The organism is Vreelandella sp. F11, assembly GCF_042466685.1.
Classification (GTDB): Bacteria; Pseudomonadota; Gammaproteobacteria; order Pseudomonadales; family Halomonadaceae; genus Vreelandella.
The window spans coordinates 1,879,550-1,895,079 of the sequence record NZ_CP170448.1; the positions used below are offsets into that span (position 1 = coordinate 1,879,550).

13 protein-coding genes are annotated in these 15,530 nt (G+C 56.4%); all 13 read left to right on the forward strand.

Annotated elements, in window-relative coordinates; translation table 11 throughout:
* The first annotated feature begins 49 nt into the window (after window positions 1-49).
* The 13 genes from rsmH (at window position 50) to ftsA (ending at window position 15,502) form a co-directional block, all read left to right on the forward strand.
* Entirely contained in the window at window positions 50-1,006 is a 957-nt protein-coding gene (rsmH, locus tag ACFIOZ_RS08490) for a 16S rRNA (cytosine(1402)-N(4))-methyltransferase RsmH (RefSeq protein WP_386083247.1), read from the forward strand.
* Window positions 1,007-1,014: 8 nt separating this feature from the next.
* The gene (ftsL, locus tag ACFIOZ_RS08495; protein WP_386083249.1) at window positions 1,015-1,350 is read left to right on the forward strand and encodes a cell division protein FtsL; all 336 of its coding nucleotides are present in this window, start codon (window positions 1,015-1,017) and stop codon (window positions 1,348-1,350) included.
* Window positions 1,347-3,053: a peptidoglycan D,D-transpeptidase FtsI family protein gene (locus ACFIOZ_RS08500; protein WP_386083250.1), complete on the forward strand. Its 1,707-nt coding sequence runs from the start codon at window positions 1,347-1,349 to the stop codon at window positions 3,051-3,053. The genes ftsL and ACFIOZ_RS08500 overlap by 4 nt, the downstream gene beginning before the upstream one ends.
* 17 nt (window positions 3,054-3,070) lie before the next feature.
* On the forward strand, window positions 3,071-4,564 hold the full coding sequence (locus ACFIOZ_RS08505) for a UDP-N-acetylmuramoyl-L-alanyl-D-glutamate--2,6-diaminopimelate ligase (protein ID WP_386083251.1): 1,494 nt from the start codon (window positions 3,071-3,073) through the stop codon (window positions 4,562-4,564).
* Window positions 4,564-5,916, forward strand: coding sequence for a UDP-N-acetylmuramoyl-tripeptide--D-alanyl-D-alanine ligase (locus ACFIOZ_RS08510; RefSeq protein WP_386083252.1), 1,353 nt, complete (start codon window positions 4,564-4,566; stop codon window positions 5,914-5,916). The genes ACFIOZ_RS08505 and ACFIOZ_RS08510 overlap by 1 nt, the downstream gene beginning before the upstream one ends.
* A 14-nt stretch (window positions 5,917-5,930) precedes the next feature.
* Window positions 5,931-7,013 carry a phospho-N-acetylmuramoyl-pentapeptide-transferase gene (gene mraY, locus ACFIOZ_RS08515; RefSeq protein WP_386083253.1) on the forward strand — a complete coding sequence of 361 codons (1,083 nt, stop codon included), beginning with the start codon at window positions 5,931-5,933 and terminating at the stop codon, window positions 7,011-7,013.
* A gap of 33 nt (window positions 7,014-7,046) precedes the next feature.
* Window positions 7,047-8,435, forward strand: coding sequence for a UDP-N-acetylmuramoyl-L-alanine--D-glutamate ligase (gene murD / locus ACFIOZ_RS08520; protein ID WP_386083254.1), 1,389 nt, complete (start codon window positions 7,047-7,049; stop codon window positions 8,433-8,435).
* The gene (ftsW, locus tag ACFIOZ_RS08525; protein ID WP_386083255.1) at window positions 8,432-9,613 is read left to right on the forward strand and encodes a putative lipid II flippase FtsW; all 1,182 of its coding nucleotides are present in this window, start codon (window positions 8,432-8,434) and stop codon (window positions 9,611-9,613) included. Before murD ends, ftsW begins: the two co-directional genes overlap by 4 nt.
* A 33-nt stretch (window positions 9,614-9,646) precedes the next feature.
* A complete protein-coding gene (gene murG / locus ACFIOZ_RS08530) occupies window positions 9,647-10,744 on the forward strand; it encodes an undecaprenyldiphospho-muramoylpentapeptide beta-N-acetylglucosaminyltransferase (protein WP_386083256.1) in 1,098 nt (365 codons plus the stop codon).
* Between the two features lie 17 nt (window positions 10,745-10,761).
* Window positions 10,762-12,207 carry a UDP-N-acetylmuramate--L-alanine ligase gene (gene murC, locus ACFIOZ_RS08535; protein WP_386084029.1) on the forward strand — a complete coding sequence of 482 codons (1,446 nt, stop codon included), beginning with the start codon at window positions 10,762-10,764 and terminating at the stop codon, window positions 12,205-12,207.
* Entirely contained in the window at window positions 12,204-13,145 is a 942-nt protein-coding gene (locus tag ACFIOZ_RS08540) for a D-alanine--D-alanine ligase (RefSeq protein WP_386083257.1), read from the forward strand. The genes murC and ACFIOZ_RS08540 overlap by 4 nt, the downstream gene beginning before the upstream one ends.
* Window positions 13,146-13,185: 40 nt before the next feature.
* Window positions 13,186-13,899, forward strand: a complete 714-nt coding sequence (locus ACFIOZ_RS08545; RefSeq protein ID WP_386083258.1) for a cell division protein FtsQ/DivIB — start codon at window positions 13,186-13,188, stop codon at window positions 13,897-13,899.
* Window positions 13,900-14,212: 313 nt separating this feature from the next.
* On the forward strand, window positions 14,213-15,502 hold the full coding sequence (gene ftsA, locus ACFIOZ_RS08550; protein ID WP_088698604.1) for a cell division protein FtsA: 1,290 nt from the start codon (window positions 14,213-14,215) through the stop codon (window positions 15,500-15,502).
* The last annotated feature ends 28 nt before the right edge of the window (window positions 15,503-15,530 follow it).

Below are 15,530 nucleotides of genomic sequence, written 5' to 3' on the forward strand. Positions count from 1 at the left end.
CCTGCACGCTCTTTATTACGTTGTCTCTAACATCTTGTGTGAGAAAAAAATGCCTTCTCCTGACGCTGAACAGGTTGCTTCCCGCTTTCGCCATACCAGCGTACTACTGGAGGGGGCTGTCGATGCCCTTGTTCACGATACGCAGGGTGTCTATTTAGACGGGACTTTCGGGAGAGGCGGTCACTCACGGTTGATTCTTGATCGTTTGGATGCCCAAGGCCGGTTGCTCGCTATGGATCGTGACCCCCAGGCAATTGCTGCGGCCGCAGAAGTAGACGATCAGCGCTTCCAGATTACCCAGCGTGAATTTGCTCAGCTTGGTGAGTTTGCTCGTGAGCAAGGTCTGTACGGCAAACTGTCAGGGGTACTGCTTGATGTTGGCGTTTCATCGCCTCAGTTGGATGACCCCGAGCGCGGCTTTAGCTTTATGCGCGATGGGCCGCTAGATATGCGTATGGATCCTACCCAGGGGCAAAGTGTGGCTGATTTTCTGGCCCGGGCCAGTGAAGCAGACATTGCCTACGTATTCAAAACCTATGGCGAAGAGCGCTATGCCAAACGTTTGGCCCGCGCCGTGGTCACTCGCCGGGTTGAGAAGCCGTTTACCCACACGGTGGATCTGGCCGAGGTGTTAAAAGTAGCCCATCCCGCCTGGGAAAAAGGGCGCCACCCTGCCACGAAAGCGTTTCAAGGGCTGCGTATTTTCGTCAACGGCGAGCTGGAGCAGTTAGACAGTGCTTTAGACGCCGCGTTAGAGGCGCTGGCGCCCGGTGGCCACTTAGTGGTTATCAGCTTTCACTCGTTGGAAGATCGTCGCGTGAAGCGCTTTATTCGTCACCATGTCCGCGGTGATACCGACCTGCCGCGAGGGGTGCCGATTCGCGACGATCAAATGAATCGGCGTCTTGAAGCGCTCGGCAAAGGTGTGCGGCCAAGCGAGGAGGAGGTGGATGCTAATCCTCGCGCACGCAGTGCCGTCATGCGGGCTGCACGCAAACGGATGTAAATGTCATCATGAGCATGGATCGGATTGAGCAGTGGGCAACCACGCTACGCACCGAATGGCCTTTCAGGCTGCGTCTACGCGCCTGGCCGGTGGCTATTTCGCTACTGTTTCTACTCTGCATGGCCTCTGGGTTGGGCGTGGTAGTCACTACCCATATGACGCGGGTTCAATTTGCGCAGCTGCAACAGCTGGAGCAGGAAGAGAACCAGCTGCAAACGGAGTGGGGGCAGTTGCTGCTTGAGGAGGGCGCCTGGTCGACACCTGCCCGTATTGAACAAATTGCCACCGAGCGCCTGGGTATGCGGATCCCCGATGTCCATGATGTTGAGGTGATTCGGCCATGAGAAGCGAACGCCGAGGCGGTACCTCGCGTCAGGCTCCCATTGCGCCCCCGCTCGGCGGCGGGCGTTTCATGTTTATTCTTCTCGCGATTGGCTTGGCATCGGCTATTTTGATTGGCCGTATTACTTTGCTGCAGGTCATTGACCGTCCCTTTCTACAAAGTCAGGGCGATGCGCGAACCCTACGTCACGAAACAATCCCCGCCCACCGTGGCATGATTACAGACCGCAATGGTGAACCGTTGGCGATTTCTACGCCGGTGGTGACCCTATGGGCTAATCCGCAAGAACTTCCCGACGATGCGATACAGCGGGTGATGCTGGCCCAGGCGCTGGGCATGTCGCTGAGTGATTTTGAGGCGCGGGTGGCGCGCTTTAGCGAGCATGAGTTCATGTATTTACGCCGCCAGATGACCCCCGCGGCAGCCCAGCAGATTCTTAACTTGCGCACGCCCGGCGTTTACCCACAGCGTGAATATAAACGCTACTATCCCGCGGGTGAGGTCGCTGCTCAGTTGCTGGGGGTGACGAACGTTGATGATGTCGGTCAGGAGGGCTTAGAGCTCTCCTATCAACCTTACCTGGCGGGCCGGCCTGGCCAGCGGCGAGTGATTAAAGACCGCCGCGGGCGTCTGGTTCGTGAGTTGGGCGTTATCAACGAAGCCCAGCCGGGAGGCGAGCTGACCTTAGCGATTGATCAGCGTATTCAATATATGGCCTACCGTGAACTGCGTGCAGCGGTGGCCGAGAATGAGGCTGATGGTGGCGTGCTGGTGATGATGGATGCCCGCACGGGAGAGGTATTGGCGATGGCCAACTTGCCCTCTTACAACCCTAATAACCGAGCGGGGCTTGATCCGCGTGGGCTGCGTAACCAGGCGTTGGTCGATGTATTTGAGCCCGGTTCGGTGATGAAGCCGCTGGCCATGGCCGCCGTGTTAGAGAGTGGCGTGGTGGATCGCGACGCGGTGGTGGATACCTCGCCCGGTTGGATGCGACTGGATCAGTTCACCATTCGCGATTTCCGTAATTATGGCGAGCTGGATCTACCCGGCATTCTTGAGAAGTCATCGAATGTGGGTATGTCTCGCTTGGCGCTGCAATTAAGCGATACGGCGATTTGGGAAAAGTATAATCAGTTAGGGCTGGGGCAGGCGCCTGGAACCGGTTTTCCTGGTGAATCCACTGGCAGCCTACCGGCGCCGGTTCGCTGGTCACGCAGCGAACGGGCGACACTCTCTTACGGTTACGGCCTCTCTGTGTCAGCGGTGCAACTGGCGAGTGCTTACACGGCATTAGCCAATGACGGCGTGCGTCTGCCGCCATCGCTGCTGCGTCTTTCTGAGCCGCCCCAAGGCTCACCGGTGATAGAGCCGACGGTTGCTAATGACCTGCTGAATATTCTCGAAACCTCAGTAGCTGCCTATACCGGCGGCAGGCGGGCGCGTGTAGAGGGTTATCGCGTGGGAGGCAAAACGGGCACGGTGCGCAAAATAGGCCAGCAAGGCTATACCACTGATGCTTACCGCAGCGTTTTTGCTGGAATTGCGCCCATCTCTGATCCGCGTATCGTCACTGTGGTAATGATCGATCACCCCAAAGCAGGCGAGTTCTACGGCGGCGCTGTCGCGGCGCCGGTTTTTTCCAGTGTGACAGGGAATGCTTTACGCTTGTTGGATGTTCCGCCGGATCACGAGGCGGAGTAGCTTTTTAAGGAGATGGCATGACGCTGAGCCCAGACGATGTTTTAGCGGCACTCAAGCAAGTATGGCCCAAGTCGCCACTGCCCGCTGGTCTGCCGAAGCTGCCGGATCAGGTGCATATTGAGATGAACTCTCGCAAGCTGGCGGAGGGGGATATTTTTGTGGCCGTGCCTGGGAGCCAGCGTGACGGCCGCGATTTTATCGAACAAGCGCTTGAAGCTGGCGCTGCGCTGGTTTTAGCCCAAGGGGTACACGGCGATGTCGAGCTTGAGGGGCGGGTGCTGAAACTGCCGCATTTATCGTCACGTTTGGGCGAGCTGGGGCGGGCGCTGTATAAGGTGCCCGGCGATATGGAAGTGATTGCGGTGACCGGTACTAACGGTAAAAGCTCCGTCACTCACTATATCGCGGCCCTCAGCGAAGCGTTGGGAACACCTGCGGGTCTGGTCGGCACATTAGGCGTGGGGCGCCCAGGCGCGTTGAGCGATAGTGGTTTAACCACGCCTGGCCCCCTGGCGCTGCAGGCGACGTTGGGTACGCTGGCACAGCAGGGCGTCACGCGCGTCGCCCTGGAAGCCTCTTCCCACGCCCTGGATCAGTACCGTTTGGACGCGGTCAGCGTCGGCGTGGGGGTATTTACCAATCTGACTCGCGATCATTTGGACTACCATGGCAGCATGGCCGCCTACGCCGCCTCGAAAGCCAAGCTGTTTCGGCGTTCTGAGCTTGGTTTGGCGGTGGTCAATGGTGATGACCCCCTGGCGCGCTTGATGCTTGCGGGTTGCAGTAGCCGCGTCCGTGTACTGGCCACCGGGCAAGATGAAGCCGTTACGCTGCGAGTGCTGGATTGGCAGGCGTTTGATTGGGGGCAGCAGGCGATGATCGCCACGCCTGATGGCGAGAAAATGTTGCGCTTAACGTTAATGGGTCGCTTTAATTTAGATAACGTGCTGTTGGCCATGGCCGTACTGTACGGGCTGGGCGAACCGCTTGATGCGTTGTTTGATGCCGCGACGTCACTTACGCCCGTACCGGGGCGTATGGAGCTGTATGGTGATGTTGGCGCCCCCAGCGTGGTGGTGGATTACGCCCACACACCGGATGCCTTGAAAAGTGCCCTGCAGGCGCTGCGTGCTCACTTGGCCGACGCCGGTAAATTGTGGTGCGTCTTTGGTTGCGGCGGGGAGCGTGATACGGGTAAGCGTGCCGAAATGGCCCGGGCCGCCGAGCAGTTGGCGGATCACATTGTGGTCACCGATGATAACCCTCGCCACGAGTCCGCTGCGCAAATTCGTGAGCAGATTTTGTCAGGCTTCTCTACTGCTTTTCAGCCGATTGAAATCGGTGCGCGGAGTGAGGCCGTGGCGGCGGCTATTCAACAAGCGGGTGCTCAGGATGTAGTACTGATCGCCGGGAAAGGGCATGAGGCGTATCAGGAGATAGAAGGGGTGCGCCATCCTTACACCGATAGCGAAGAGATTCAGCGTGCCTTTGCACTGCGGAGAGCGCAGTAATGCACTGGGCTCTTAGTCAAGTGGCTGCGGCGCTGTGTATCGAAGCGCCATCGGACAGCGCTCAGTTAACCATTCGCTCGGTTATTACCGATAGCCGTAAAATTGAGCCTGGTTGCCTGTTTGTGGCGTTAAAGGGCCCCTATTTTGACGGCCATGACTTTGTTGAGCGTGCCATGGAGCTTGGTGCGGTGGCGGCGTTGGTTGACGCTCCCGTTGAGTGCGACTTACCCCAGCTGGTGTGCCCTGATACGCGCTTAGCTCTGGGGCTACTGGCCGGCGCTCATCGGCATGCATGGCACGGCCCCTTGGTGGCTGTCACCGGTAATAGTGGCAAAACTACCGTGAAGGAGATGTGCGCTGCGCTCCTGGCGCCTCTAGGTGAGGTGCTGGCGACCGAGGGGAATCTGAATAACGATTTCGGCGCGCCGCTGACCCTGTTGCGATTGCGGCAACAACATAAAGCCGCTGTGATAGAGCTAGGCGCCAATCATTTGGGGGAGATCGCCTGGACAGCGCCGTTGGCACAGCCCAATATTGCGATTATTACCAATGTGACCGGTGCCCACGTAGGTGAATTTGGCGGCATGGGGCAGATCGCCCAGGCAAAAAGTGAGCTGCTCGCTGGGCTGAACGAGCAGGGTACGGCGGTATTGAACCGCGATGATCACTACTACCCCTTTTGGGTATCTCGAGCGGCCCCAAAGCGAGTTGTCAGCTTTGGCTTTCATCCCCAGGCTGATGTCAGCGCCGCAGCGCTTTCCTGTGATCCTCAAGGGCGGTATGCTTTCACGCTACTGCAGCATGGCCAAGCCCTTGGACAGGTACGTTTGCCGCTACTTGGCAAGCATAACGTCAGTAATGCCCTGGCCGCTGCCGCTGCGGCATTAGCGCTGGGCGTGCTGCCCGAGCAGATCATTGCGCGCTTGGAAACGCTGCCAGCGTTAGCGGGGAGGCTAACCGTGCTACCCGGTTTGCGGGGTGCCAAGCTGCTGGATGACACTTACAATGCCAACCCTGGGGCGGTTAAAGCGGCCCTGGATACGCTGGCGAGTTTCCCAGCTCCGCGCTGGTGTGCACTAGGAGCGATGGGCGAGCTGGGAGGCGATTCGGCAGCGCTGCACGCGGATATTGGTCACTACGCCGCTGAGCTCGGCATTGATGAACTATTGACGCTGGGCGACGCCACACGCGCTACCAGCGAAGCCTTTGGTCGTGGGCTGCACTTTAACGATCACGAGGCGCTAACGCGCCATGTCATTAATACTTTGCCGCCGGACACCACACTGCTGGTGAAAGGGTCGCGCAGTGCGGGCATGGAACATGTCATTAATGCACTGCGTTCGGATAAATAAGGTAAACGCCGTTCATGTTACTTCACTTGGCGAATTTTCTGTCGCAGTACCAATCTGTTTTTCAGGTAGTCAATTATTTAACTCTGCGCGTGATTTTAGGCGCTCTCACGTCATTAATGCTCTGCTTATGGCTGGGGCCATGGATGATTCGGCGTTTGGTCGAAGGGCAAATCGGGCAGTCCGTGCGTGACGATGGTCCTCAGTCTCACCTTTCCAAGGCGGGCACACCCACCATGGGGGGGGCGATGATACTTCTGGCCATCGCCATGAGTACCTTGCTATGGGGTGATTTAACCAATCTCTATATTTGGGTGGTATTAGGTGTCACGCTGGGCTTTGGTGCCATCGGCTGGGTCGATGATTATCGCAAAGTGGTGGAAAAAAATCCGCGCGGTTTACCCGCACGCTGGAAGTATTTCTGGCAATCGGTAGTCGGCCTTGGAGCGGCGGTGCTGCTCTTTTTGACCGCTTCTACGCCGGTCGAGACCAGTTTGTTAGTGCCGATGTTCAAAGAGATCGCGCTGCCACTGGGCGTTTTCTATATCGTGCTTACCTACTTTGTGATTGTAGGAAGTTCCAATGCGGTTAATTTGACCGATGGTCTCGATGGTCTGGCGATTATGCCCACCGTGCTGGTGGCCATGGGGTTGTCGGTGTTCGCTTATGCCAGTGGCAATACCGTGTTCGCCGAGTACCTGCATATTCCGTTTATTGCCGGTACCGGCGAACTGGCGGTGTTTTGTGCCACCATTGCCGGCGCCGGGCTAGGCTTCTTGTGGTTCAACACTTACCCAGCCCAGGTCTTTATGGGCGACGTGGGTGCCTTGGCGCTAGGAGCTGCGTTGGGCGTAGTGGCAGTGATCGTGCGCCAGGAAATTGTGCTGTTTATCATGGGCGGTATTTTTGTCATGGAGACAATATCGGTCATTCTTCAAGTGGGTTCCTATAAGCTCACTGGGCGACGCATCTTCCGCATGGCGCCTTTGCACCATCACTATGAATTAAAAGGCTGGCCTGAGCCACGGGTAATTGTGCGCTTTTGGATTATTACCGTGGTGCTGGTGCTGCTTGGCCTCGCAACGCTCAAAATTCGTTAATGCATGTGGGCATGATGCGAGAGGGAGCCTGTGATGGTTCGAGTTGCTAAAGGTTTAACGCTGGTGGTGGGGCTAGGGGTATCGGGACGTGCGATATGCCGCCATTTAAGCCGCTTGAATGTGCCCTACATGGTCGCGGATACTCGTGCTGAACCACCGGGGTTGAAAGCGTTTCAAGCCGCACATCCAGGCATTGAGGTTCACTGTGGCTCACTAACGTTGCTGGATCTGCGCGACGTTGCAGAAGTGGTGGTTAGCCCGGGGCTTGACCCGCGCATGCCGGGCTTAAAGGAGCTGGCGGATCAACACAATCCACGTACAGGCGAGCCGATGGTCGTGGGCGAAATTGCCCTCTTTGTACGTGCTGCTAATGCTCCCATTGCAGCCATCACCGGATCCAATGCCAAATCAACGGTGACGACGCTGCTAGGTGAAATGGCCACTGCCGCCGGTATTAAGGCGGCGGTGGGCGGGAATCTTGGCATCCCCGCGCTGGACCTGTTGGAGAGCCATCCCGATGCTGAACTGTATATCCTTGAGCTTTCAAGTTTTCAGCTTGAGACGACTCCCTCCCTGGGGGCTAGCTGTGCTGCCTTTCTGAATTTATCCGAAGATCACCTTGACCGTCATGGGGATATGCACGGTTATCGTGCCGCAAAGCAGCGTATTTTTATCGGTGCAGAGAGCGCCGTGGTGAATGCTGATGAGCCCCTTACCTGGCCGACGTATCCTGTTGACCAGGTAGCTTACTTTTCTCAGCGTGCTCCAGAGGGTAATGAGTGGGGGCTGGCGCTACACCACAAAAAGCTAACGTTAATGCAGGGCTTTGACCCTTGGATGGCTATAGATGAGTTGAAAATAGCCGGTCAGCACAACTACCTCAATGTATTGGCTGCACTGGCCATGGGGCAGGCGTTAGGCTTTGCCGTGGAACCCATGCGCCGCGCGCTGGGTGAATTTAAAGGCTTGGAGCACCGGAGTGAAGTCATTGCACAAATTAATGGCGTCACCTGGGTCAACGACACCAAAGGTACCAATGTAGGCGCTACCTTAGCGGCCATTAATGGCATTGGCGCGACGTTGGAAGGGCGCTTGATCCTGCTGGCGGGGGGAGTGGGGAAGGGCGCCGATTTCTCCCCATTGGCGAAGCCTCTCTCGATGTGCGCGCGCCATGTGTTGCTATTTGGATTAGATGCCCCACGGTTAGCCGACGCGTTGCTTGAATACGTTAGCATTCGGCAGGTAGAGGACTTAACCCAAGCGATGGTAGCGGCGTTCGAACTCGCCCAGCCGGGGGACTGCGTGTTGCTCTCGCCCGCCTGCGCGAGCCTTGATCAGTTTGCCAACTATCAGCAGCGCGGCGAGGTGTTTCGTCGCTGGGTGCTGGATAAAGCAGCTACTACAGCCGGGGAAGCGCTATGAGTCGACTTCAGCGTCTACGCACGACGCTTTCTACCCGCGACTTACCCTGCGATGTCTGGTTAATCGTGGCTGCGGTGGCCTTGGCGGGTTTGGGCTGGATCATGGTCAGTTCGGCCTCTATTGGCTTGCTGGAAGATACCTATCACTATTCACGCCAACACGGCGTTTTCCTGGTGCTCGCCGTCATGGCCTGCGTATTTATGCTCTGCGTGCCGCTTGAAGTGTGGCGCCAGAATGCTGCATTAATACTGCTCGCCACTATATTTCTTTTGGTTCTGGTGTTGATTATCGGTCAAGAAATCAATGGCAGTAAGCGCTGGATAGCATTGCCGGGGCCGCTGCCAAGTTTGCAGGTGTCTGAATTTGCTAAAGTGGGGCTGATATTCTATATGGCGGCGTTTATGTCGCGTTTCACCTACGATTTGCGCCGCCGTGCGTTCAGCATGTGGCGCCCGCTAGCCGTACTGGCGGTGCCTGTTGGGCTGCTTTTTTTAGCGCCCGACTTCGGCGGCATGGTGGTGTTTACCGTTTGTGTGATCGGCATGCTGATGATGAGCGGTGCATCGCTAGTACTGCTGGGTGGCAGTGGGCTACTGCTCGGCTCCGGCGCCGTAGTGATGGTGGTGATTGAGCCCTACCGACTGGCACGCTGGACCAGTTTTCTGGATCCCTGGGCTGATCAGTTTGCGACTGGCTACCAGTTAACCCAAGCGTTAATAGCCTTCGGGCGAGGGCACGTCACTGGTACCGGGCTGGGCAATAGCGTGCAAAAACTACACTACCTGCCCGAAGCACACACCGACTTTATTTTTGCGGTGATCGCTGAGGAGTTGGGCATGATCGGTGCAATTATCGTCGTGCTGTTGTTCACACTATTTATTGCCCGTGCAATGTGGATCGGCCGTAAAGCAGAGCTGGCAGGGCACCTGTTTGGCGCTTATGTCAGCTACGGGATCGGTTTTGTGGTCGCCGCGCAGGCATTTATTAACATGGCGGTGAGTTCGGGGCTATTGCCGACCAAGGGGCTGACGCTGCCGCTGATGAGCTATGGCGGCTCCAGCCTGCTAGTCACGGGCATTATGGTTGGTTTGCTGCTGCGCACAGATGCCGAAACACGGCACCGGCCTAAGCGCGCTTCAACCCCGTATAAATCCCGCCATGAGCCGCGTTTATCGTAACGCTATGCCGCGTGGTGTTATCAGGAGTTTGATGTGACAACGAACGTTAGCCGACGAGTACTGATTATGGCGGGTGGCACTGGTGGCCATGTGTTTCCAGCATTGTCACTCGCCAATGCTTTACAGGCGGAGCAGGTCGACGTTGAGTGGTTGGGTAGCCCTAGAGGTATTGAAAATCGCCTGGTGCCTGAAGCGGGTATTAAATTGCATACAATTGCGGTTAGCGGACTGCGCGGCAATGGCTTGATGGGCTGGCTAAAAGCACCACTGAACCTTAGCCGTGCGGTACTGCAAGCGCGTGCGGTTATTCGCGAGTTCAAGCCTCAAGTGGTGGTCGGATTGGGCGGCTTTGCCAGTGGTCCCGGCGGCTTGGCTGCATGGTTGACGCGCGTCCCGCTGGTTATTCATGAGCAGAACGCCGTGGCAGGCCTGACCAATCGCGTCTTGTCGCGACTGGCTAAACGAACCTATGCCGCTTTCCCTGAGGCCTTTGGGGCACGTGCCGATGTCATTGGCAACCCAGTGCGTGACGACATTGCCGCTCTGGGGAGTTTGCCGCGAGACGAGGCAACGCTCGCTTCCCGGCCCCTGCGGTTGTTGGTGGTGGGTGGCTCCCTCGGGGCTGTAGCCCTTAACGAACGTTTGGCTCCTGCGCTGGCGACACTGCCCATTGAGCAGCGCCCCCAGGTTCGCCACCAGGCAGGTAAGGGGCGTGAGCAGGCGACTGCAGACAATTACCAGCAGCACGGCGTGAGCGCTGAGGTGAGTCCTTTTATTGATGATATGGCCGCTGCCTACGAGTGGGCTGATTTAGTGGTGTGCCGCTCGGGGGCATTGACCGTCGCGGAGTTGGCGGCGGCGGCTAAGCCGGCACTGTTGGTACCATTCCCGTTTGCTGTCGATGACCATCAGCGCATCAACGCCCAAGTGCTCGTCAAGGCGGGGGCCGCCAAGTGCGTAATTCAGTCTGAGCTGACCGTTGAGCGGTTAAGCGAATTTTTAAACCAATTGCTCGTCCCAAATACCCTGGCGGCAATGGCGGCAAATGCACGCCAGGCCGCCCATTTAGATGCCACAAAACGCTTGGCTGAAGGGTGTTTGGTGATGGTGCCGTTAGGAGACTCTGCGTGATCGATTCGGACAATAACATGACACCCGCACGTACCACCGCAGGCCCCGGCATGCGCCGGATTCGGCGGCTCCATTTTGTCGGTATTGGTGGCGCAGGTATGTGTGGTATTGCCGAGGTGCTAGCCAATCAGGGCTACACCGTTAGCGGCAGTGACGTGAAAACCTCTTCAGTCGTGGAGCGGTTGCGTCAATGTGGTGTCTGTGTGGCGATTGGCCATGCTGAGGCCAATGTGCAAGGCTCAGATGTGGTGGTGGTGTCCAGTGCCATTGATGAAACCAATCCAGAAATTCGCTGGGCCCATGAGCACCGTGTGCCGGTGGTGCGTCGTGCTGAGATGCTCGCTGAGCTAATGCGGTTTCGTCACGGTATCGCCGTGGCGGGAACCCATGGTAAAACCACTACGACCAGCTTAACGGCGACCCTATTGGCCGAAGGTGGCTTGGATCCCACCTTTGTGATTGGCGGCAAGCTGACCAGTGCCGGTGCCAATGCCCGCTTAGGTGAAGGTGACTATTTGGTTGCCGAAGCCGACGAGTCCGACGCATCGTTTTTGCACTTACAGCCAATGGTGTCGATTGTTACCAATATTGATGCTGACCATATGGCGACCTATGGCGGCGACTTTGAGCGGCTAAAAAGTACCTTTATCGAATTCCTGCACAACTTACCGTTTTATGGTTTAGCAGTGCTGTGTATCGATGACCCTCATGTACGTGTGCTGTGTGAGCAGGTGAAGCGGCAGTTCGTGACTTATGGTTTTGATAGCGATGCCGATTATCGCATCGTTGATTTTGCCCAGCGTGGTGGTGAAGTCTCCTTCACCGCGCTACGCCCTGGGGGCGCCGTGCCGTTAGACGTGCGTTTGGCTATGCCGGGTCGCCACAATGCCTTAAACGCCATGGCCGCGATTGTTGTCGCTACCGACGCTGGCGTGAGTGATAGTGCTATTCTAAGCGGTCTGGCAAGTTTTGCCGGTGTAGGGCGCCGTTTCCAGGTACATGGTCACTTCCCAGCGCCTAAAGGTGGCGGTGATATCATGTTGGTGGACGATTATGGTCACCATCCCCGTGAAGTTGATATGGTGATCCAGGCGATTCGCGCTGGCTGGCCGGAGCGTCGTCTGGTCATGCTATATCAGCCCCATCGCTATAGCCGTACCCGCGATTTATACGAAGACTTTGTCAGGGTGCTTTCCCAAGTCGACACGCTGGTGCTGCTGGATGTTTACAGTGCGGGTGAAGCGGTTATTCCTGGCGCTGAGGGGCGTACCTTGGCAGGGTCTATCCGTCAACGCGGCGAAGTCGACCCGCTGTTTGTCGAGCATAAACATGAGTTGCCTGCCCTGCTAACCAACGTATTACGCCCCGGCGATATTTTAATTACCCAGGGCGCTGGTGATGTGGGCGGGATTTCCCTGCGCCTGGCACAGGCACAGCTAGCGATGAACGAGGTGGATCTGTGAGCGTTGACGTAGCCTCCCCCAGCTCTCTTGGTAAAGTCGTGGTCGTTTATGGCGGCACCTCCGCTGAACGGGAAGTATCGCTTAAAAGCGGTGCGGCGGTGCTGGAAGCGCTGCGGCGTAAAGGTATTGATGCCTGTAGCTATGATCCCCAAGAGGGTGGTCTGGCTGGCTTAGAACAACTGGCGCCATCGGTGGTCTTTGTCGCCCTGCACGGCCGCGGCGGTGAGGATGGCACACTGCAGGGTGCATTGGAGCTGTTGAATATTCCCTATACCGGCAGTGGGGTGCTTGCCTCGGCGCTGGGAATGGATAAGCAGCGCACTAAACAGGTGTGGAGTGCGGTTGGGCTGCCCACCCCTGAAAGCATTATGCTGGCTGCCAGTTCGGACTGGTCAGCGGTGGTCGAGCAGTTAGGTTTGCCGCTGATCGTTAAGCCAGTGCACGAAGGCTCAACGCTGGGCATTAGCATCGTAAAAAGCCAGGCAGCGCTTGAGGCGGCCTATCACGAAGCAGCCCAGTTCGACGCTCGGGTGATGGCGGAGCGTTTTGTCGTAGGCGAGGAGTATACCGTGGCGCTGCTGGGTGATCAGGTACTGCCCGCTATTCGCGTAGAGGTTCCCGGCGGCTTCTACGACTATGAAGCCAAATATATTGCTAATACCACCCAATACCATTTGCCTTGTGGCTTAACTGCCGAGGATGAAGCTGCGCTCGCTATGCTATGCCAGCAAGCGTTTATGGCCATAGGTGGGGTAGGTTGGGGGCGGGTTGATGTCATGCGTGATAGCGAAGGGCGTTTTTGGCTACTGGAGGTCAATACGGTACCCGGCATGACCGACCATAGTTTGGTGCCTCAAGCGGCAGCTCATGCAGGCATCGGCTTTGATGACCTAGTGCTACAAATACTCAACACCGCAGGTGAGTCGTTCACAGCATGAGTAATGACTTGTTTAAAAGCGCTTTATTAAAAAGTGCCTTATGAAAAGGCGTAATGCTTGGTTGGGGATTATTCTGCTAGCGCTGCTGATGGGAGCCGGTGGGCGGGCGCTGTGGCTATGGCTGGATCGTCCTATTGAGCGGGTGTCTATTCGCGGCGAATGGGAGTATGTCAGCGCCGACTACCTGCGCACTCAGCTGGCGCCACTGGTCGTTGATGCCACTTGGCTGTCGGCTGATTTAGGCGAATTGCGAAACCGCGCGCTGCAGGTAGGTTGGTTAAACGAAGTGCGTATATCCCGTGAGTGGCCCAACGCACTGGTGTTTGAGCTGGTTGAGCAGCAGCCCGTCGCGCGCTGGAACGATGATTTTTTACTCAACCCTGAAGGTGAGCCTTTTGCTTTTGCGCCCTTATCGCCACCAGCGGGTTTGCCGGATCTGGCAGGTCCTGCGGGCAGCAGTGAAGAAGTATTGGACTATTACCACCGGTTAAAACTTCACTTTGAGCAGTTATCGTTGCATCTTACTCAACTTCGTTTAGAGCCGCGCGGTGCCTGGCGGCTGCAGTTGAACGATGGCGCTTGGGTGATGTTGGGTCGACGTCAGCATGAAGTGCGCTTAGCACGGTTGTCGGCTTCATGGCAGCGTGAGTTGTCATCTCTGGCCGAACAGATTCGCTATATTGATCTGCGCTACCCTAACGGCGTTGCTGTTGCATGGCATGGAGAAAGTGAATTTGCTGTGCAAGATGAGTAACTCTTCTATTACTTGGTGCAAATAAGGTGTAAAAGTGAGTGGTTGCCATCGTTGAAAAAGCCAATAATCGGCTTTAAATTGCTTCACAAGCCTATTATTGTGGGTTTGCACTAGTCGTATTGCGACTATTGTTTCTATACTATGGGCCAGACGCGGGTTAAATAGTTTTTAATTTCGGCTATTGGTACTTAGCGAGTGTCTGAGACACATCACTGATTATTTCGGGTAGCACGCTTTCAATGTTAAGCGTTGGATTAAGCGCCACCCTATTTATATTTACTTTTAACAATGACGCAAGGAGATTTCCCGACTCATGGCAGGCTCACCCAACGCATCCAATATGGTGGTCGGGCTGGACATTGGAACGTCCAAGGTCGTCGCGATAGTCGGTCAACCTACCGATGATGGCGGAATTGAAATTGCAGGTATTGGTTCGCACCCTTCGCGTGGCATGAAGCGCGGCGTGGTGATCAATATCGAATCAACGGTACAGTCTATCCAGCGCGCCGTTGAAGAAGCAGAGTTAATGGCCGGTTGTGATATTCACTCGGTATACGTTGGCGTAGCAGGCAGCCATATTAGTTCCATGAACTCAGATGGCGTTGTGGCAATAAAAGAGCGCGAAGTGACACCCTCTGATATTGAGCGCGTAATTGACTCCGCAAGGGCCCGCGCCATTTCTGAAGGTCAGCGAGTGCTGCATGTGCTGCCGCAGGAGTTTTCGATTGATGCCCAAGGCGGCATTCGTGAGCCACTGGGTATGTCCGGTGTGCGCTTGGAAGCGCAGGTACACTTGGTAACAGCCGCTTTAAACGCGGTGCAGAATATTGAGAAGTGTGTCCGCCGCTGCGGTTTGGAGGTTGATGCTATTATCCTAGAGCAGCTAGCCTCTAGTATGGCCGTGCTCACCGAGGATGAACGTGAGCTGGGTGTCTGCATGGTCGACATTGGTGGCGGAACGACTGATATGGCGATTTTCAGCGAAGGCGCCATTCGTCACACGGCAGTCATTCCTATCGCTGGTGACCAGGTCACTAACGATATTGCCATGGCGCTGCGAACACCCACGCAGCACGCTGAAGAGATCAAAGTTAAGTACGCTTGCGCGCTAACGCATTTAGCCGCAAGTGATGAAATGATCAAAGTACCTAGCGTAGGTGATCGTCCTGCGCGTGATCTATCGCGTCAAGCGCTCGCCGAGGTGGTAGAACCGCGTTACGAAGAGCTGTTTACGCTAGTAAGAGACGAATTGCGTCGAAGTGGCTATGAAGACATGGTGGCCGCCGGCATAGTGCTTACCGGTGGTACCTCGCGCATGGAAGGGGTTAGCGAATTGGCAGAAGAGATTTTCCATATGCCCGTTCGTATCGCATGTCCGCAAAACGTAAGAGGTTTGGCGGACGTCGTGTGTAATCCGATCTATGCGACGGGCGTTGGTCTGCTGCATTATGCCTTGCAGGAAACGCGTCATGGGCAAGGTCTAAGAAGCCACGGGGGAGTCGTTGCAGCCCATAAGGGACGAAACGAGCTTTCCCGGCGTGATATCAAGGAAGACCATTCGGCGCTGGCAAGAATTAAAGGCTGGTTCAAAGGAAATTTCTGACAGGGCCGCAAGCGCGGTTCAGGAGACG

Excerpts from the sequence above, each read along its gene's own strand:
- ftsL (WP_386083249.1), top strand. The coding sequence starts at position 1,015 with ATGAGCATGGATCGGATTGAGCAGTGGGCAACCACGCTACGCACCGAA.
- ACFIOZ_RS08500 (WP_386083250.1), top strand. The coding sequence starts at position 1,347 with ATGAGAAGCGAACGCCGAGGCGGTACCTCGCGTCAGGCTCCCATTGCG.
- rsmH (WP_386083247.1), top strand. The coding sequence starts at position 50 with ATGCCTTCTCCTGACGCTGAACAGGTTGCTTCCCGCTTTCGCCATACC.
- ftsA (WP_088698604.1), top strand. The coding sequence starts at position 14,213 with ATGGCAGGCTCACCCAACGCATCCAATATGGTGGTCGGGCTGGACATT.
- ACFIOZ_RS08505 (WP_386083251.1), top strand. The coding sequence starts at position 3,071 with ATGACGCTGAGCCCAGACGATGTTTTAGCGGCACTCAAGCAAGTATGG.
- ftsW (WP_386083255.1), top strand. The coding sequence starts at position 8,432 with ATGAGTCGACTTCAGCGTCTACGCACGACGCTTTCTACCCGCGACTTA.
- ACFIOZ_RS08510 (WP_386083252.1), top strand. The coding sequence starts at position 4,564 with ATGCACTGGGCTCTTAGTCAAGTGGCTGCGGCGCTGTGTATCGAAGCG.
- mraY (WP_386083253.1), top strand. The coding sequence starts at position 5,931 with ATGTTACTTCACTTGGCGAATTTTCTGTCGCAGTACCAATCTGTTTTT.
- murC (WP_386084029.1), top strand. The coding sequence starts at position 10,762 with ATGACACCCGCACGTACCACCGCAGGCCCCGGCATGCGCCGGATTCGG.
- murD (WP_386083254.1), top strand. The coding sequence starts at position 7,047 with ATGGTTCGAGTTGCTAAAGGTTTAACGCTGGTGGTGGGGCTAGGGGTA.
- ACFIOZ_RS08545 (WP_386083258.1), top strand. The coding sequence starts at position 13,186 with ATGAAAAGGCGTAATGCTTGGTTGGGGATTATTCTGCTAGCGCTGCTG.